Source organism: Mycetohabitans sp. B46, assembly GCF_037389205.1.
Lineage (GTDB): Bacteria > Pseudomonadota > Gammaproteobacteria > Burkholderiales > Burkholderiaceae > Mycetohabitans.
This window is the reverse complement of record NZ_JADBGL010000013.1, coordinates 32497-51181: the sequence shown is the minus strand read 5'-3', so window position 1 is coordinate 51181 and position 18685 is coordinate 32497. Positions and strand designations below refer to the sequence as shown.

General features: G+C 57.4%; 12 protein-coding genes and 9 pseudogenes. 6 read left to right on the top strand and 15 right to left on the bottom strand.

The features are described from left to right. Positions 1-130: 130 nt before the first annotated feature. The 3 genes from IHE30_RS13150 to IHE30_RS13140 are packed head-to-tail and all read right to left on the bottom strand — an operon-like array spanning position 131 to position 1195. Positions 131-418, bottom strand: coding sequence for a type II toxin-antitoxin system RelE/ParE family toxin (locus tag IHE30_RS13150; protein WP_337691202.1), 288 nt, complete (start codon positions 416-418; stop codon positions 131-133). Continuing rightward, positions 415-873: an antitoxin PaaA2 family protein gene (locus IHE30_RS13145; RefSeq protein ID WP_337691201.1), complete on the bottom strand. Its 459-nt coding sequence runs from the start codon at positions 871-873 to the stop codon at positions 415-417. The genes IHE30_RS13150 and IHE30_RS13145 overlap by 4 nt, the downstream gene beginning before the upstream one ends. Positions 874-886: 13 nt before the next feature. After that, a complete protein-coding gene (locus IHE30_RS13140) occupies positions 887-1195 on the bottom strand; it encodes a DUF7673 family protein (RefSeq protein ID WP_337691199.1) in 309 nt (102 codons plus the stop codon). 89 nt (positions 1196-1284) lie between these two features. On the opposite strand from IHE30_RS13140, the pseudogene IHE30_RS13135 reads away from it, so the two are divergent. Then, positions 1285-1770 (top strand): annotated as a pseudogene (locus IHE30_RS13135) (helix-hairpin-helix domain-containing protein); the annotation flags it as partial. Between the two features lie 75 nt (positions 1771-1845). Here the strand turns inward: IHE30_RS13135 and IHE30_RS13130 are convergent. Together IHE30_RS13130 and IHE30_RS13125 are read right to left on the bottom strand one after the other, a co-directional pair. Next, a pseudogene (locus tag IHE30_RS13130) lies at positions 1846-2496 on the bottom strand (IS3 family transposase); the annotation flags it as partial. 145 nt (positions 2497-2641) lie between these two features. After that, positions 2642-2773 carry a hypothetical protein gene (locus IHE30_RS13125; protein ID WP_337691263.1) on the bottom strand — a complete coding sequence of 44 codons (132 nt, stop codon included), beginning with the start codon at positions 2771-2773 and terminating at the stop codon, positions 2642-2644. On the opposite strand from IHE30_RS13125, the gene IHE30_RS13120 reads away from it, so the two are divergent. Beyond that, positions 2717-3868: an ISL3 family transposase gene (locus IHE30_RS13120; RefSeq protein ID WP_337691259.1), complete on the top strand. Its 1152-nt coding sequence runs from the start codon at positions 2717-2719 to the stop codon at positions 3866-3868. The two genes, IHE30_RS13125 and IHE30_RS13120, sit on opposite strands and share 57 nt — an antisense overlap. A gap of 30 nt (positions 3869-3898) precedes the next feature. Further along, positions 3899-5019 (top strand): annotated as a pseudogene (locus IHE30_RS13115) (IS3 family transposase). A gap of 44 nt (positions 5020-5063) precedes the next feature. On the opposite strand, the pseudogene IHE30_RS13110 reads toward IHE30_RS13115, so the two are convergent. The 3 genes and pseudogenes from IHE30_RS13110 to IHE30_RS13100 all read right to left on the bottom strand — a co-directional run bounded on the left by IHE30_RS13110 (position 5064) and on the right by IHE30_RS13100 (position 7064). Next, positions 5064-6193, bottom strand: a pseudogene (locus tag IHE30_RS13110) (hypothetical protein). A 233-nt stretch (positions 6194-6426) separates the two neighbouring features. Then, positions 6427-6828: a type II toxin-antitoxin system VapC family toxin gene (locus tag IHE30_RS13105; RefSeq protein ID WP_337691197.1), complete on the bottom strand. Its 402-nt coding sequence runs from the start codon at positions 6826-6828 to the stop codon at positions 6427-6429. After that, positions 6828-7064 (bottom strand): antitoxin, encoded by a 237-nt coding sequence (locus IHE30_RS13100; RefSeq protein ID WP_041754719.1) that lies wholly within the window; start codon positions 7062-7064, stop codon positions 6828-6830. The genes IHE30_RS13105 and IHE30_RS13100 overlap by 1 nt, the downstream gene beginning before the upstream one ends. 309 nt (positions 7065-7373) lie before the next feature. On the opposite strand from IHE30_RS13100, the pseudogene IHE30_RS13095 reads away from it, so the two are divergent. Then, positions 7374-7655: pseudogene (locus IHE30_RS13095) on the top strand (hypothetical protein); the annotation flags it as partial. On the opposite strand, the pseudogene IHE30_RS13090 reads toward IHE30_RS13095, so the two are convergent. The 7 genes and pseudogenes from IHE30_RS13090 to IHE30_RS13060 form a co-directional block, all read right to left on the bottom strand. Further along, positions 7586-8062: pseudogene (locus tag IHE30_RS13090) on the bottom strand (DDE-type integrase/transposase/recombinase); the annotation flags it as partial. The pseudogenes IHE30_RS13095 and IHE30_RS13090 overlap by 70 nt on opposite strands. Before the next feature lie 80 nt (positions 8063-8142). Beyond that, positions 8143-9660, bottom strand: a complete 1518-nt coding sequence (ltrA, locus tag IHE30_RS13085) for a group II intron reverse transcriptase/maturase (protein WP_443193671.1) — start codon at positions 9658-9660, stop codon at positions 8143-8145. A 673-nt stretch (positions 9661-10333) separates the two neighbouring features. Further along, positions 10334-10931 (bottom strand): annotated as a pseudogene (locus tag IHE30_RS13080) (transposase); the annotation flags it as partial. Positions 10932-11052: 121 nt separating this feature from the next. Further along, complete coding sequence (locus IHE30_RS13075; RefSeq protein WP_337691191.1) at positions 11053-12426, bottom strand: hypothetical protein; 1374 nt, start codon at positions 12424-12426, stop codon at positions 11053-11055. 537 nt (positions 12427-12963) lie between these two features. Continuing rightward, positions 12964-14415: a hypothetical protein gene (locus IHE30_RS13070; protein WP_337691190.1), complete on the bottom strand. Its 1452-nt coding sequence runs from the start codon at positions 14413-14415 to the stop codon at positions 12964-12966. 277 nt (positions 14416-14692) lie between these two features. After that, a pseudogene (locus tag IHE30_RS13065) lies at positions 14693-14935 on the bottom strand (helix-turn-helix domain-containing protein); the annotation flags it as partial. Positions 14936-15021: 86 nt separating this feature from the next. Further along, the gene (locus IHE30_RS13060; RefSeq protein WP_337691188.1) at positions 15022-16053 is read right to left on the bottom strand and encodes a hypothetical protein; all 1032 of its coding nucleotides are present in this window, start codon (positions 16051-16053) and stop codon (positions 15022-15024) included. Positions 16054-17163: 1110 nt separating this feature from the next. Between IHE30_RS13060 and IHE30_RS13055 the strand changes: the two genes are divergently transcribed. Continuing rightward, on the top strand, positions 17164-18441 hold the full coding sequence (locus IHE30_RS13055) for an RICIN domain-containing protein (RefSeq protein ID WP_337691187.1): 1278 nt from the start codon (positions 17164-17166) through the stop codon (positions 18439-18441). 60 nt (positions 18442-18501) lie between these two features. Beyond that, positions 18502-18678 (top strand): annotated as a pseudogene (locus tag IHE30_RS13050) (methylmalonate-semialdehyde dehydrogenase (CoA acylating)); the annotation flags it as partial. Positions 18679-18685 lie beyond the last annotated feature (7 nt).

The following is an 18685-nucleotide window of genomic DNA, read 5'->3' as shown; positions in this document are numbered from 1 at the left end:
GGCCGGGGCTCAGCCGGTCCAAAGGACCGAAACCGCACCAGCCCGTCCTTGCCGACGCGGTAGAAGTGGTACATGTAGGTCGACGGGTTGTAGAGAGTCAGGCACAGTGGCTTCGGATTCGACATGGGGCTTATCCTTTTGCTGGCCACTGCTGGCGCGCATGCAGCACGCGCAGGATCTCCACGCGCTTGTCCGTCACGTGGTAGACCATCAGGTAGTTTTCCGTCACCACGGCCTCGCGCGTGCCGCGCACGCGCCCCGGCCGGTACAGCGTCGGATTCTCCGGCAAGGCCTCGGCCTTCTGCTCGATCAGCTCGTCCAGCTCAAGCGCGGCCACCGGGTTGTCCTCGGCGATGTAGTCCATGATTGCGGCGCGATCCTCGCGCGCCCTCGGGTTCCAGTGCAGCGCCAAGGTCAAGCGTTACCCCCGCGCTTCGCGATCCGCTGCCGCAGCGCCGCGCGGCGCTCGGCAAACTCGGCCTTGACTTCGGCGTGGGGAAGGGAAGGGCGCGGGTCATCAAGCGCCTGCTGCACCTGGTCGCGGAACCACTTGTCATAGGCCCGTGCGGCGTGCGCTTCCTTGAGCGCGGCCGACCGGTCGGGCCGTGTGGTGCGCTCGGCCGACGCCGGATCGAAGCCGGCTGTGTCCACGTCGAAGCGGCTGATGCCCAGTTCGCGCAGGAAGGCCACCAGCGTTTCGAGCTTGCGAAACACGCGCACGTCGCCGCGCTTGGCCGCCAGGAAACGCTCGGTCAGGCCGTACTTGGCCGCGATGGTCCAGCCGTTGCCATGGCCGACGACATGCGCCGCACGCACGGCGCCGGCTTCCACGAGTTGGGTGAGGGTCTTTTGGTCAATGGTCTCGGTTGCCATGGTGAAATCTCCGTCAATGGCTCTCGTTCATCAGTTCAGGCCGCCAGGCGTGCACGATGGCCTCGAATTGCGGACCATAGCCCAGCGTGTCGGGGTAGCTGTTGGCGCCCGTGACCAAGCGGAAGAGGATGCCCATGTCTTCGGCAATGGCGTCGTCCACGCCCCACAGGTTGGTCAGGTCGAAGCCGCCCCACTGGCCAGCATTCCACCAGGTCAACAGGAAATCGGCCACGCGCCGGCCCTGGCCGGTGTCGCTCTGGGCGTACTGGATCAGGCGTTCGAGTGCCGCGCGCTCGGCGGGCGTCATCTGTTCAGGCCGCATCGTTTTCGCTCCGGTGGTGGCCAGCGCGAGCTGGGCTGGACTTGGTTAAACTTTTATTATTGTACACACTACCACTTTACTATACATCGGGAGACATGGAATTCCCGGAAAGCCATGCGGCCAGCTTCGCGCTGCTCGTGTACGCGAGCGCGTGGCTTAAATGCCATGCGCCGGCTGCGTTTCTGTGCGCGCTACTCAACAGCCAACCGATGGGCTTTTATACGCCGTCACAGCTGGTGCAGGATGCGCGTCGGCATGGCGTCAAGGTGCTGCCAGTGGATGTGACCGTGAGCGACTGGGGCAGCACGCTGCAAGGGCAAGACCTGGAGGCGCCGGTGCGGCTGGGCCTGTCGCTGATTCGCAGCTTAGCAGAGGAGGCGGTCGCGCGCATCGAATTGGCTCGTGCGGTGCGGCCCTTTGCGGATGTGACGGATCTGGCGCGGCGCGCGCAGCTCACGCGGCGCGATCTGCAAGCGTTGGCCGACGCCAACGCACTAGTGAGCCTCACGGGCAATCGCCGCGCGGCGCTGTGGCACGCGCTCGCCGCAGTGCCTGACAAGGATCTGCGGCGTGCGGCTGGCACGTAAGCGTTGCGTCATCACCGTCTGTTCACTGTGGCACGAAGTTGGCAATCTGAGGCTACCCCTAAATTAGGGCCGTTCTAAAGTGGAAATTTCCGGCTCTTCGGGGTGGGCCGAATCGGCCCGGGGCCTGCACTGACGGGCGAATTCGGCGGGCGTCATCCACTGCAGTGCAGAGTGGGGACGCACCTCATTATAGTACTGGCGCCAAGTCTCGATTTTGCGCTTGGCGTCTTCGAGCGATAAGAACCAATGCGCGTTTAAGCATTCGTCACGCAAGCGCCCGTTGAACGACTCGTTCTTCGCGTTATCAGTTGGCTTGCCAGGGCGAGAGAAATCGATTTCAACGCCCCTCTCATACGCCCACTTGTCGAGCACCTTAGAGATGAATTCGCTGCCATTGTCCGCCTTGATAAAGCGCGGTAACGGCCGGCTAGCAGCGATGCGATCCAGCGCCGCCACGACGTCTTCCCCACGCAGCGTGGCACCTACCTCGATGGCCAAGCATTCGCGCGTATAGTTGTCAACAATTGTCAGCGTGCGCAAACGCCGACCGTTAAACAGTGCGTCAGCGACGAAGTCCATACTCCAGATTTCATTGATCGCGGTCACGATCTGTTTGGGCTGCCGCAACCGCGCCGCCTTGTTTCGCCGCGGCCTCTTATGCCGCAATGACAGCCCCTGCTCACGATAGAGCCGGTAAACCCTTTTATCGTCTAATTCCTGTCAATAAGCTTCCTCTCTGTTGCAATGCTTCATAGAGGCCGTCTCGTTGTCGTCTACGTGGTCGCAGTGCGCCACTGTCAACAGCAACTTAGAAGTGGCTCTTCCCCACTTTGTGTGAACCTGCAGGTGGCAATGAGGATCAAGCCGGTATCGCATTATTCGGATAATCGGCATGGATTTTTCCTTCCTTCAACGCCTGTTGCCCGCTCCCGGCATGCGTATTGTCGGATGGGAGAGGATTGGCAATCGGCTCATCGTTGCACTGAAACATCAATGGCTCGTTGCACAGTGCACGGCGTGTGGAGTGACAAGCTCCCGGATACACGGATGGTACCGACGACACGTTGAGGACCTGCCGTGTAGCGGCCATCGCGTCACGCTGGAAATCCATGTGCGGCGCTTTCGTTGCGATAACACAAAGTGTTGCCGGCGAACATTTGCCCCATGCCTTGCGCCATTCGGCGCGCGTCAGCAGCGTCGCACAGCCCGAGCACAGACGGTGCTATGGCATGTGGGCTTGGCGCTCAGTGGTGCCGCAGGTGCGCGCCTGGCGCAGCGCCTTAGCATGTCGATCAGCGGCGAAACGATACTTCGTTTGCTCAAACGCAGCGGTCAGAAGCATGTCGCGACAACATCGCCCCCTACCATTATTGGTGTCGATGACTGGGCATTTAAACGCGCTCATCGCTATGGCACCCTACTGGTCGACATCGAGCAACGGCGTCCATTGGATTTGTTGCCTGATCGTGATGCGACATCGGTGGCGAACTGGCTAACACGGAACCGCGCAATCCGAATCGTGTCTCGCGATCGCGCTGGTGTTTATGCCGAAGGCATCACCCGTGGCGCGCCGCAAGCCATACAAGTGGCCGATCGATGGCATCTATTGAAGAATCTTGGGGAGGCCATTGAACGCGCGCTGAACCGTTGCCAGCGGCCTATCCACGAAGTTGCACGCTCGCTCGGTCACGAGCACGCGTCTGCCGCATTGCCAGCGATCGAATCGAATTTGCCCGGTGTGGCAACCACATCGCGCGCAAAGGAGCAACAAGCGCAGCGGCGCGAAGCGCGGCTCGCACGTTATGAATCGATCATGCGCCACCATCAAAGTGGGATGGCAATACGCGCGATTGCGCGCATCACGGCATTGGAGCGGCGTACGGTGCGGCATTGGATCCACGCCGATGGGTTCCCTGAGCGGGCGCAACGGCCAGCAGCTGCCAGCAAGTTGGATCCCTATCGAGCGTATCTTGCCCAGCGCTGGCATGAAGGCTGCCAAAACGCGACGAGGTTGTATTGGGAAATCGTGGGCCAAGGGTTCAACGGCGTGACCTGCCCCCGGCAAACAGGGCCGGCCGGAGTTTAGTAAAGTTCGTTTTCGGAGAAGAAGACGAACATGAAGAAGCGCTTTACGGAAGAACAGATCATCGGTTTTCTGAAGGAAGCCGAGGCCGGCAGGCCGGCCAAAGAGTTGTGCAGGCAATACGGGTTCAGTGACGCGTCGTTCTACACGTGGCGCGCGAAGTTTGGCGGCATGTAGGTGTCAGAAGCGCGCCGGCTCAAGGAGCTGGAAACCGAGAACGCGCGGCTGAAGAAGCTGCTGGCCGAGGCGATGCTCGATATGCAAGCGTTAAAGGTTGTCGTCAAGGGAAAGCCCTGAGCCCGCAAGCCAAGCGCGAAGCAGTCGCGGCGATTCGCAAGAAGGTGAATATCTCCGAGCGCCGCGCCTGCCGGCTTGTCGGGCTTTCTCGCAGCGTGTTGCATTACGAAGCGAAGCTGGACCACGAGAATGATGTGTTGAGGGCTCGCCTGGTGGAACTGGCGCACGAGCGTCGGCGGTTCGGTTATCGGCGATTACACGCGATGATGGAGCGCGAGGGTATCCAGGCGAACCATAAGCGCGTGCATCGCCTTTATCGTGAAGCGGGGCTTGCCGTACGGCGCCGTCGACGGCGCCACGGCGTCATGATTGAGCGCGAGCAGTTGGCGTTGCCAAGCGGACCAAACCAGGTGTGGTCAATCGATTTTGTGATGGACGCGCTGTCCAATGGGCGGCGTCTGAAGTGCCTGACCATCGTGGACGATTTCACCAAAGAGGCCGTGGATATCGTGGTGGACTACGGCATGTGCGGCTTGTATGTCGCGCGAGTGTTGGAGCGCGCCGCGCGTTTCCGAGGCTATCCAAAAGCACTGCGAACGGACCAGGGACCGGAATTTACGGGCCGGGCGCTTGATCAATGGGCGTATGCTAACGGGGTGAGCTTAAAATTGATTCAGCCGGGCAAGCCGACGCAGAATGCTTACATCGAATCGTTCAACGGCAAGTTCCGCGATGAATGCCTTAACGAACACTGGTTCACGAGTCTCGCGCACGCTCGCGCGCTTATTGCCGCGTGGCGCCAGGACTACAACGAGCAACGGCCGCACAGCGCACTGAATTACCTTTCGCCCGCACAGTTTGCGGCGAAATATCGGGCAACAGCGGATGCTCCTGCCGCTTTCCAGGAGCTGGTTTAAAAGGACTTTGCTAGAAGCCGGCTGGCCCTAACCAAGGGGGCAGGTCACAGGCTACATAGCACATATTCGTTCCGAAGTTCGCTCAATACTTTCCATAAAGTAGTTTCATCCACACCGTTCAGTAGACTTAGTCCCTGCTGCCACACCCGTTTTGACAGCGAGTCGTTCATAAAATGAAGACAGAAGATTATCCCGACTGCTGCCTGCGTGCGCTGCGCTGCGGGCACGCGCGCCAAATAACGCTCGAGTAACGCAAGTTCCTGCGCTTGTTGTTTAGGCGATAACCCATCCAGCCCTGCAGGCAAACGCCGCAGTGCGACCCCCCACTGGTCGTCGGGCAGTGACAGCGCCCAATCGCGCATTTGCGCATACCGCGCGGGTTGTCCGAGCGAAACTTATCGAGTAAACGGGTCAATGTGGGAATGATCTGCGCTTGCTCGGCTACGCTCAATGATGGCAGCCGTGCCAGAATCGCGTCATACCACTGAGCAAAGTGAGGGGTCTCGGGTGTATCGATTGAGAAATTCGACAGCCCAAGCGCCAGTTCCGGCCACACATTGTCTTGCCCGGGCTCGCGCTGTTCGGCCAGCGTGTAGGCAAAATCAAACAATTCCATCCATTCACGCTCATAGGTGAAAGCCCAGTGCATGAGCAACAGTGCTTTTTGTATCTGCACGCCGTCTTGCGGGATACGCTGCGCGGCTGCGAATAAACGCTTGAACACATCGCCGCGATCTGCGCTGTGTAATGCTCGCAGCCGCTGGCACAGGGCCTCCATGGGCTCAACGTGCTGCGCTGGATTGGCGAGCGTGCCGTCCATTTCATCGAGCAACTGGCTGATTGACTCATGACTCACCGCCTGTTTCGCCCGTTGCCAATAGCTGTGAACGAGGCGCCTGGTCTGCATCGCATAATAGGTGCGCCGATCGACGGTGGCAAACGACATCACGTCTTGGACGGGCACGTAGTCACCAATGCGCGCGATGACTTCGCTCGGCAGGTCCTGGTAGGTGGTGGGCCGCTTGGCCGATGGGTTGGCCCACGCGGCGCTGAGCGGCTGCGGCGGTGGGGGCGCCGACGCAGCGGGTGTCGGGCGAGCCTCTAAAGGGCAGATATAGGCCTGATAGTCGTTTAAAGCGGCATTCAGATCGAAGTCCATCGTCAAGCCCAGCAAGAAGGAAAGAAGACGCCACGCGTCGCGAGGTTACGCAGCAGGCTAGCGAAAAGTGGGCACAGGCGCGCAGCGATACGTTACAAGCGCGAGGTTTTTGACGGATAACATAAGTCGGCGGATAAGCTGCGGTATGACAGGCGGGGCAACGACAATTGACATACCCTGTTCATTCCCCTTGTCGTGGCGAGGCTCTTCGTTCCAAATTTCGAGATTAATAAACATGTTGGAGTTTTCTACTTGTTGAGCCAGTTTTCGAGCCTGATACCGGGATAGCTGGCAAAGTCGCGCTCGTTGTTGGTAACGAGAATAACGTCCAGGGCAATCGCGTGTGCGGCGATCAGCTTGTCAAGAGCATCCTTCTTGCGCTCGCTCGTCGCTTTGCGCACAGGCCCGTAGGCCGTTGCTGCGGCAGCGTCGAACGGGGCCACAGGAATATCTTCGATTAGGGCGGCGAGATTGCGGCGCTCGCGAGTTCGGTTCGCAGACACTACGACGCCGTATTCAAGTTCAGCGTAGGTGACTGCGGATATAACCACATCCCCGACGTAGCACTGCGCAAATCGCTTCGCGACTTCTTCAGGCTGATTCTTCATCAGGTAGATGCACATGTTCGTGTCGAGCATAAAACGCGGCATCACAATCCTTCGCGCTCAGCCTGCTCCTGCTCGCCGCGGCCTTCAGCCATGAAATCCGGCCCGAATTTCGCGAACTTCTTGAGCACTCCAGTCAGCGGACGACGCATCGGACGGATACGGATCTCATCGCCTACGCGCTCAATTTCGATTTCGACATCGCTCCGGTCGTAAGCAAGGTCGGCGGGAATGCGAACGGCTTGCGAGTTGCCATTCTTGAAAACGCGGGTGGTATGCATAGCGGTTCCTGATGTGTGTACTGCGGATGTACTATAGACTATCCATCGCTTTATGTAAATACGCGTATGTACATGGACGGCGACTGCACTCCATGCCTTGAGCGGATCGTGCGTGGTCATGCCTCGTAACGAGCGCGCCTGGGGGACTACTGTTACGAGGATGTTTGCCTCGACGAGCGCAAAAGCCGTCCCGCGAGCTCGGAATTGTCGGCTTTCCTCGGAAAAGCCGGCGCCGCGGCCCTCAGCGGGCGTGCGTTACGGCCACCATCGCGTCGGCCGGATACAGCCGCAGCATCACGCGCGCGGCCTCGAGACTTGCTGGCCAACCGGCCGCACCCCGAGATGGGGTACCGCGCGTGCCTCGGACTGCTATCGCTCTCGCGCAAGTACGGCAAGGACCGCCTGGAAGCTGCCTGCCAGCGGGCACTCGTAATCGGTTCGCCGAGCCGTCGATCCGTGCTGTCGATCCCCGAATCCGGTTTGGACCGACAGCCGATGCTCCCGATTCCTCTCTGTAGTGGTCAACTGATTCCGGACACTGCATTAAGTTTTTCTTCCGCAACCGCCGGAGCCAGTGCGTCATTGAACTGATGCGGCCGTATCCAGTTGTACCGGTGCATCAGGTAATGACTGATATCCCGGTGTGCTTCCTGTACCGACATGTAACCCACTGGTGGCAGCCATTCTGTCTTAAAGCTGCGCAACCACCTCTCCATCGGCGAATTGTCCCAACAATTTCCGCGACGGCCCATGCTCTGTTTTATCCGATAGCGCCACAGCCGCTGACGCAATTTCCGGCTGGCATACTGACCGCTCTGATCCGAGTGGAACAGCAATCCTTGCGCTCGGCCACGCTGCTCATAGGCCATTTCCAACGCCTGCACGACCCAGTCGGCATCCGGACGCCTCGAGAACACCCAGCCAACAACCCGCCGCGTGAACAGCTCGAGCACCGCCGCCAGAGAATGCCAACGGCCTTGCGCCCAGAGTGGAGTAAGAGGCAGGGCGTAGTCGAACTATCTCCCTGCCTCTCCTCCCCGAACCGGACTTGCACCTCTCAGCGCATCCGGCTCTCCATTCAAGCGTTGCTCATAGCAAAGGCGACATCGGCATAGCGCGACTCGATGGTGTTCCGGGCCTCATCGCACATGATGTACGGATTTTCCGACGGCGTACGCCACCTGAATTGGCCCTTCCGGCTGGTAACAAGACGCCGAAGCGCCACCACCCCATACCAACCTCGACTGTTTTGGCCTTGCAGCACCCATGTCGTAGCCTGTCCCGGTTCTGGTGCCCGGATGTAGTCACGCATCAGCGAACTGAACCCGCGCCGATACCTGCGCGCGAGCCAGTAGCTGAATTTCCAGAAGACCGTGCGGTCCAGTTTTATAAACATGGTGGCCGTGAAGTCGGTGTATTGATAGAAGGCAGCCCAGCCGGCGATCTGCCGGTTCAGGCTCTCCATCAGATCCATCCGATTCATGCCATAGTTGCCCGACAGTTGCTTGACCAGCCTCGCGGCAAAGCCTCGATACTTCTCCCACGGAATGGTCGTTACAGGCCGCATGCGGCCACGCGGTCCACGCTTGCGGATGATGCGGTGACCGAGGAAGACGAAGCCGTCGTTCACGTGTGTAATATGGGTCTTCTCCATATTCAGCGTGAGCTTCAGGCCGCCTTCGAGAAACTCACGGCATGCTTCGCGCACTGCCTCGGCATGTTCACGAGTTCCCTTGACCACGATCACAAAGTCATCTGCATACCGACAGTAGGCGACAGCTGGTTTCCACTGGCGGTTTTCTCGCACGGTAATCGGACGCTGTTTGAGAATGGCGAAGTTCCACGTCCACCGATCTTTGCGCACCTTTTTGCTCAGGTAGTTCCTTTCCATCCACGCATCGAATTCGTGCAGCATGATGTTGGATAGCAGCGGCGAGATGACACCGCCTTGGGGGACGCCTTCACTCGCGGCACGAAACAGATCACGATCAACGCAGCCCGCCTTGATGAACTTCCAGAGCAGAGCAAGGAAGCGCTGGTCGGCGATCCGCTTACGGATTCCCCTCAGAAGCAAACGATGATGAACGGTGTCGAAGTAGCTGGTGAGGTCGCCCTCGATAACCCAGCGTCCGGCGACACTGTGTTTGCCACCGTCTTGTAGCTGAAGCTTCACCGTGCGAATCGCGTGATGAACACTACGGGCCGGTCTGAAACCATATGAAGCCGGATGGAAATCGCTCTCCCATATCGGCTCCATCGCCATCAGCATGGCTCGTTGTACGATCCGATCCCGCAGGCTCGGAATGCCGAGTGGCCTGAGCTTGCCGTTCGCTTTCGGTATGTACACGCGTCGTGCGGGCAGCGGACTATACGATCCCGCCAGCAGTTCTTCGCGTATCCTCGCCAGTTCATGCTGGAGATTTGCTTCCAACGTGCCTCTGTCGACTCCGTCCACACCCGGCGTGCGAGCTCCGCTGGATACCAGCGTAATGCGAGCCGCTTCGCTCAGCCAATCTCTATCGGCAATCAGTCTCAGGAGTCGATTGAACTTGCGCTCTTTGTTCTCCGTTGACCACGTCGCCAGTTTGCTTTGCATTTCACTGATTATCAAAGGTCTTCACCTCACTATGGTCAGTTAATTAACTAAGCAAACCACTTCAACTGCCTCCCTTCGCCGTGTGGCCGGCTCTCCCGACCTCAGACTACTACGGAGGCTCCGCCAGCCTGCACGTCATCGGGGGCACACTCCCTTGGCATCCGTGCAGACCTTTCCCAGTTCACATGTCGGACTCAACGCATGGGCGAGGTTGCCTGTCGCAGTCTTTATCCTTGCTTGCCGCAAGTCGTCGAGAACACCACGGTCTAGCTGCGCGCTCCCCGTGGTTCCCTGCCGACCAGCATACATATCCAGTCAGCCCTCGTGCTGCCGGGCCATACGTGTAACCGGCAACAGTCCGCGTTCTGCCCATAAAGCGGTGTGGGCAGAGGTGACATTTCAACCCTCAGATGCGGGTTAACAGGTTCGTGTTCCTCAACCGTCCCATGCTCAGCCTGGAGGCTCATCTTGGCGTAACCGCTTCGCCGCAAGCCCCGTTTCCCACGGACTACGTCACCTTGCCAGTGTCGGCAAGTCACCGCCGCTTCGGCTCACTTCCTCTCGCAGCAAAGGAAGGGCATACCCCAACGTCAACTTCTCCGGGGTATTGCATTCCAAACATGCTCAAGCAGCGCCACCCCCATGCGGGCGGGCTACGCTGGCTGGGCGTACCATACGTGATGTCGCCGCACCAGAGCTGATTAGGCGCATCAGCCTCGAACTGACGGTTGAGATGGTTCGGAATATCGATCCGCTCAACCGTCGCCTGTTTGTACGCATGGCCACCAGGCTGCTTGCAGATCAGTCCCAGCTCCTCCATCAAGCGACTGACCTTGAAACGGCCAATCGCCGTGCCTGCCTTCCGCATCATGCCCATGAGACTGCGGCTGCTGGCGGAACTGCGACTCTCTACGAATAGCTCGTGAACTCGGCTACGCAACGCCATGCGTTCGGCATCAACGTGTTTGGCACGCTCCCGGTACGCATACAGACAGGAGCGCGGTAGCCTTTTTTAAAATGGCCTTCTCACGTTCGAGGCGTTCTATACGCGCCTCGCGTTCTTTAATGCGTTGCTGATCCGGCGTGATCGCCTTGCCTTGCGGCGTGATGCTCTGACGTTACTGCTGAAGCGGGTGCACCCAGCGACGCAGTACCGTCTCGCCAACGCCGACCGAACGGCTCGCCTCCATATGGCTATAGCCCTGCTCGAGCACCAGACAGGCGGCTTGCTGTTTGAATTCCGGGGAAAACGTACGTCGCTGCTTCGTCATCAGACACCTCTTCATGGCGAGCATTCTCGCCTAGATCAGTGTCTGGTTGGCGACGCATAGCACCGCCGCCTCGATGCAGTGGAATTGTCCAACGATTGATGTACTTAAGCTGCTGTGGCTGTTAATCTGGCCGACTTCTGAGCCAGGCCGCACTGTCTTGGATCCGCGCCTGAGCGGGTTTGGAAAACTGGTTGGCTTTCATAAAGCGCATGATCTCACCCATTGCCACTTTCCATTGGCGATTGTTCAGGTGCCATAGCACCCCATTGGCCCGAAGCTCGCTCAGTACTTCCCATAAAGCAGCTTCACTCGCTCCATTCAATAGACTCAATCCCTGCTGCCATCCCCGCTTGGCTAGCGTGTCATTGATGAAATAGATACTTCTAATTGACCCGACTGCTGCTTGCGTGCGCTGCGCCGTCGGCACGCGCCCCAAATAGCGCTCCAGCAACGCCAGCTCCTGCGCTTGTCGCTTAGGTGAGAAACTACCCAGTCCTTCAGGCAAACGCTGCAGCGCAACCCCCCACTGGTCGTCGGGCAGCGACAGCGCCCAATCGCGCATCTGCACATACCGCGCGGATTGTTCCGCTTCCGGCAATTGCCACACGTAGCTTGCCAACGCGCCGACCGATGCGCCTTGATGAGAGGGGGGCAGGCGTGACGCGTAGTCGTGTAAGAGCGTATAGAGATCAGGGATGCGCGGGTCTGCTTGACTAAATTTATCTAGTAAAAGGGTTAATGTGGGAATGATTTGCGCTTGCTCGGCTACGCTCAATGACGGCAGCCGTGCCAGAAGCGCGTCATACCACTGAGCAAACTCAGGGGTCTCGGGTGTATCGATTGAGAAATTTGACAGCCCAAGGGCCAGTTCCGGCCACACATTGTCTTGCCCGGGCTCGCGCTGTTCGGCCAGCGCGTAGGCAAAGTCAAACAGTTCCATCCATTCAAGCTCATAGGTGAAATCCCGGTGCATGAGCAACAGTGCTTTTTGTATCTGCACGCCGTCTTGCGGGATACGCTGCGCGGCTGCGAATAAACGCTTAAACACGTTGGTGCGCCCGGCCTTCAGCGTTTTCAAACGTTGGCACAGCGCAGCCAAGGGTTCAGCGTACTGCGCCGGATCGGTGAGCGTGTCGTCCATCTCATCGAGCAGGCGGTGGATCGACGTAAAGTGCACCGTTTGTTGTGCTCGTTGCCAATAGCTGTGAACGAGGCGCCTGGTCTGCATCGCATAATAGGTGCGCCGATCGACGGCGGCAAAAGACATCACGTCTTGGACGGGTACGTAGTCACCAATGCGCGCGATGACTTCGCTCGGCAGGTCCTGGTAGGTGGTGGGCCGCTTGGCCGAAGGGTTGGCCCACGCGGCGCTGAGCGGCTGCGGCAGTGGGGACGCCGACGCAGCGGGTGTCGGGCGAGCTTCTAACGCGCAGATATAGGCCTGATAGTCGTTTAAAGCGGCATTCAGATCGAAGTCCATTGGCAAGCTCAGCAAGAAGTCAAGAAGACGCCACGCGTCGCGAGGTTACGCAGCAGGCTAGCGAAAAGTGGGCACAGGCGCGCAGCAATACGTCACAAGCGCAAGGTTTTTGGCGGGTAACACAAGCCCGGCGGATAAGCCACGGTATGACAAGCGGGCGATGCAAGCGGGGCAACGACAGGGGGGCGTCAAGTCGGCATTTATGTTTTTTAGCCCACTACCGCGACGCTGCTTGCCGGCACATCAAACGACACGCCGGTTTGCTAGCTCAATTTTAAAATTATTGACGACGCCCTCTTACAACTGCGTTTTCCAGCCTGTCAGACGGTTCTGACCTCGTTAATTGGCGAGTCGCATGGTCAGGTTGCGTCAGTTTTTTCCATACACGTCGCCAAATGGGCATTATCTCATCGCCGGCCTAGCCGTGCCTTGATCCAATCGACGATGGGTCGCCGACGGCGCTCGCCATCTGTATGACCAGCCGCCTTCCGTCGGTCGGGATCTTCCCACCATGTCACTGGTGATGGGTCAGGGTCAAGGTTAAGTAGCGGTTCAGGTGCCAATTTGGCGCGTTCGCTCCATGCGATCCTGTATCGGCAAAAATAACTGTTCCGGTTTGCCCAACTCCTTATGAAAAAATTTGAAGTCTAGCCACTCTTCAAGGTCGAGGAGAAGTATTTCACGTGTGGACGGTGGAATACCGCTACTTAGATCGAGGATACGTCCCAGTGTCTCGGGAGAGTACATGTGCTTTCGGTTGCAGCGAATCTCTAAAATTATGCTACTAAATCTGTCTTTATCCATGTTCTGGCCACCAGACGTCCTATCAAAGGTATCAAGCGCCAGCGCCAGTGCAAATTCGGGATTGTTTCCCTCGGCCAAGTTGCCAAAGGCTTCGATCAATCCTGCAACGATCGGTTCTTGATCCGATAAATCCAACATCGGCAGGATTTCATACTTCCACTGTTGCAGCTTTCGGCTTTGTTCGGCGGCGGTTAAGCCCGCCAGCGCTTCGGGCAAGCCTGACAGCGCCTCGCCTTTGCCTATTGACAACCGCTTGGCTGCTTCGAGCATGGATTCGTAGGTAGCAAGGCGTGTGTGCTCTGGCAGCCATCGAATCGCACGACCCAGCGCCTTGCGAGGTGTTGCTTGAAGATTTTCAGGAAGCGCTTCGACGTAACTGAGCAAACGCTGATGTCGGTTCAGCACAAGAGTGCGATCCAGGCAATGAAGCAAAAACAATTGGTTGGCGAGTTCCGCGCTTAATTCCGCTCGGCCGAGGTCGTCCAGCCGCGTCATTTCGTTCAGCAGCCGATCAAATCGTGCTGGCAACTCAGGCCTCGGGTTATAAGGCCGTCCAGGGACAGCTGCCCAATTCTGATACCCGGTCCAATGAGAAGAGTCCAGTTGCAGCGCCAGGAATGGCAGTATCTTGCGCCGCTCTTCCAATGGACCAGCGATCGTGCGGTTGAGAATTGCATCGAACATTGCGATCATCGATTCAGCCGGCACAACATGATAGGAGCCCAGCCCCGCGGTGCTCACCACATGATAGTCAGGTCCAAAATGATGAATCATCTTGTCCTGCAGTGCCTGACTGTTCGGAATTTTCACTACCTCAGCAAAGATGTGCGCAAATGCTTCCGTTTGCGCTTCAAAAGGAAGCCCACTGATGCCAGACATGGCCAGCCTGTCTAGTGCTGCCAATAGGATGTTTGGATTCGCAACGTCGCTATTGAGCCCATCCAACAGCTCACGCAACGCGCCTATGCGGGCTTCAATTTCGACGTTCTTCTTACGCAGTGTCTTTAAGAACGCGCTAACGCGCTCCATAGGCGCGATGCCAGAAGAATGGGCTGACGCCTGACGCTGAGTCGTATTGGAGTCCCCGACGCTGAAAAAACCGCTTGGGGGCGAGTTGCTAGGACCGCTCCTGTGCGAGTCGATGGACGCATAGATGGCGGCGTTGTGAGGGTTCGGCGGTGGTGTGGTATTGAAATCCATGCTGAGCGTATCGAGAACGAGAGAAAGCCTAAGTTCACAATGCCACCCGGGCAGACGCGGATAGGAGTGCGCCGACTATATAATGCATGGGTGAACGGTTCTCCGAACCATTGCTGATCAGGCATGCACAAAGTCGTTTTCAATGGCTTTGCTGCATCAATACAATAGGATAAAATTGCGGACCGCCAAGATTTGGCATGTGCGGCTGTGTTGAGGTCAAAGACGGTTTGCCCGCTGGCTGTTGCCATGGTATCGAAGCGCGTGATTTGGCATAGTGCCGTAAATCATTAATCGGCGAGTCGCCTTTGTGCTCGGCACGCAGTCGGAGGATCGTTGCTCGATCGGCCTCAAAAACCTTCTGGCTTAGACTTTGGTGTGGACAGCGGCTTTGGGATGGGAAACTTGCTTCGCCGGCTTCTTGATAGCGACGTAGCCATTTGCGAAGTGTTGGTCGGCAGATGCCACACTGCGCGCACACGAGGCTGGCGTTGCCGGCTTCGTGATTCTTGCGGGCGAGCATCGCGCGGCGGTCTCAGGTTGCATGACGACAACGACGAACCCTTGCCAGCGTGCCGATGGCACGACGGTATCTGTTCCGGCGTGGGATCAACGAAGCATGCTGGACCCAGTCTCAATAAATATTATTGGCTCACTTCTGAGCCAATGTATATTGGCCTGGAATCGCGCCCGCGCCGGCTCGGAGAACTGGCTGGCCTCCATAAAGCGAGTCATCTCACCCACTGCCATTTCCCATCTGAAATTGCTTAACTCAGATAACACCCAATCGGACCGAAGTTGGATAAGCAAATCCCATAAAGCGGCTTCGCCCGCACCATTCAGTAGATTCAAACCTTGCCGCCAGGCCCGCTTTGCTTGTACATCGTTTAAAAACGCGTGGCATTTGAGTAGTCCAAACGCCGCTGAAACACGCTGTGACATAGGCACGCGCGCTAAATGACCCTCAAGCAACGTCACCTCCTGCGCGCGTTGTTCGGGCGACAGCGCTTCAAGCCCTCCAGGCAAATACCGCAAGGCAATCCCCCACTGCTCGTCAGGCAGCGACAGCGCCCAATCACGCATCTGCGTGTACTGTGCGAACTGCTCCGCTTGCGGAAAAATCTGTACGCAATTCGCTAACATGCCGACCGATGCGCCTTGATGGGAGGGCGGCAGTTGTAGCGCGTGTTCGCGTAAGAGCGCATAGCGTTCAAGGACGCGTGGGTCTGTCTTATTAAAGTAACGTAGCAAATTCGATAATACCGGGATGAGCTTCGCTTGTTCGGATACCTTTATCGACGCAAGCCGAACCAACAGCGCCTGATAACGCTGCTCGACAAAAGGTGAGCGGAACGAAAAAGACTGCAAACTGTTAGCCAGTTCTGACCAGATATTGTCTTGCCCGGGCGCGCGCCGTTCCGCCATCGCGTAAGCGAAGTCGAATAACTCAACACGCTGGCTCCGAGGAAAATCAAGAAAGGTGCGTAACAGCGCTTTTTGTATTCGCACGCCGTCCTGCGGGATACGCTCTGCAGCTGCAAACACCCGCTTGAACGCATCAACTCGCTCGGCTTCTGGTAACGCTTGCAGACGCTGACTCAGCGCATCAATAGGCTCGACATGCTGCGCTGGATTGCTCAACGCACCGCCTATTTCGTCCAGCAGCTGGTTGACTGACGCCAAGCTGATGGCCTGGTGTGCCCGCTGCCAATAGTGGTGGACGAGGCGCCTAGCCTGCATCGCATGATACGTGCGGCGATCGACCGTGGCGAACGGCGTCACGTCTTGGATGGGTACACAGTCACCGATCCGGGCAATCAGTTCGGACGGCAGGTCGTCATACGTGGTCGGTCGAGTGGACGAAGAGTGAGTCAACGCGTCGTCGGAAGGTGGTCGTGGCGGCGCTGACGCGGCAGGCTGTTGGCCAGTCTGCCCTGCACATACGTAGCTGGAGTGAGGGTTTAAAGTGGCATTCAAGTCGAAGTCCATTGGCAAACTCATCAGTGATCGGTAAAAAAGACACCACGTGTAGCGAAGCTGTGCAGCAGGCTAACGAAAAGTAGGGGCAGACGTGCAGCGATACGTCGTAAGTGTGAGATCGTTGGCGGGTAGCATAAGCCGGTGGACAAGCTGCGCGACATCGCACGGGGCGACGCAAGCGTGCCGACAAAAAGGCGTATCAACCGGCCAATGCCTCAACTTTAATGGGGCGAGGCATATAAGGTTATGTTGGTAAGTAGACCGGTGCCACGAGCAGACCGTGGGTGAGCACTGCACGGTCACAATCTGCGGATGATCCTGCGTAAGCTGCGGCTTTTTTACGCCCTGATTCGTGTCACTTTGCTCCGCTTCAAACCGTTGCATCTCGACAGCATAACTTCATCTGCGAGCTAAAACGAATTGTTTAGGATTAGCTATAGTAGATTTCATTCTTACCGGGCACGCCGCTGAACTCTGCCTGCGTCCATCGTGCAGTAGTATTTTCCATTGGACGCCTGCCAGTTCGAGTGAGGCTGCAAATATTACGTTCTCGGCATTGACTCCGACTAAGTGATTTGTATGCGTGATAGTCTCCGCTGTGTTCACTTTGATTCACTTATCTGACGATTTAGCTTGGGTTGTTATCACGTTAGATAGGATTTATCTAGTTTCACTTGAATTTCTCAGACGATTGCTCCAACCAGCAAAGCTACTTCTTGACACACTCTGATCGGTCCTCTATATTAGTTTTTAAAACTGACGACTATTTCAATGCAAATTAAATCTTTCATTTTAAAGTCTAAAAGGATAAACATTATGCATCGAATAGCTATCATTACACTGATGTTTGCTGGCACGCTAGGCTTCGCAACATACGTATCAGCCATCGAAACGAGGGAATCCGCCTATGGGCTGATAGAAAGCAAGTACAAGCAGGACGCAAAACAGGCTAGTTGCATGCGTACATTCGAGAACAGCACATCCGTACGAATCGGCGCCTGCGAGGCTCAAGGAGGGCCAAGTGATGACCCCTCCATGAGGCAATGGCGGCTCGTGGAGCAGGAAGACGGCACTTATCTAATCCAAAATAAGTACCGTAACGATATGGGGGCTGGCAGCTGCCTACAAGCTCTCCCAGACTCGGCAGACCTGATCGTGGGGAGCTGTAACGGTAATGCATCTGCTCCATTATCAACAAAGCAATGGAAATTGGAAGGCGGTACCTTTAAACTCGCAAAAAATCTTTACAAGGAAGGTGTGCGGTCAAGCCATCATTGTGCCCGTGTCTATGCTGGCGGCAACGCAGAGATACAGATTGGCGCGTGCGATGCGCAAGGTGGGCCAAATGATTACACCTCCATGAGACAATGGCGATTTGGTATGTTTCCCCCACCAGTGACACCGGGTGGGATGGCATCGCTCTCTTATCACATGCCTACCACCCCGCCAATCACCCAAATCACTTTCCCCATCACTGTGATTGGTGCTCCAGATGCTGCTGGCTACTATTTTGCTCAGCAGTATGGTTTTTCGGGCGGCAGCGTGGGTTACATGGGGATTCGCCCGCGTCCGGGTGGGAAGTCGCTTGCGGCTTTCTCGGTGTTTGGCAGCGGAACGGAAGTAGTCGATACCACGCGTTGCAAAAGCGGCGCAGATGGCGGAAAAGGCGTCAGTTGCTCGGCCGAGCACGAGTTGGTGCACGGTCGGCAGTATCTTCTCACTATTACCCGGGACCCAGCCGACTCACGCGTATGGCGAGGCAGCATTACCGACTCTGTAACGTATGAGCGAGTTGAGCTTGGCGCCTACAAAGTACCGGCGACATGGGGTTCACTGTCTTCCAGCCAGGGCGGATTCATTGAGTACTATGCACAATTAAGCTCCTGCGCACGCATTCCCCTGGCTGAAATACTCTTTTCACCACCTTATGGCTCCGATGGGCAGGCCGGTTGGTTCTATGCCCAAAAGGAATATGGGCGGTGCCACGGCAACATGAATTATTTCCATGAAGTACGAGGCGAGGACTCTTATTTCAGGGTAGGTTTCTAAAAACGGATTCATGCTGCTTAGCGCATCGCCGATGACAAGCAAGCCGACCGGCCAATGTCGATCCCAGTGCCGAGAGCAGGGCAGGCCCTCGGCGGCTGGAAGCACGGCCTGTTTGGCGACATGCCTACACACAGCGCGGAGGGTGTGCGCTTCTACACGCGGCAGAAGTCGGTGATGCAGCGCTGGTTGTCGTTCATTGGCGCCGGCGCCGACTGTGCGATACCCGTCGCACGCTGACCAGGCA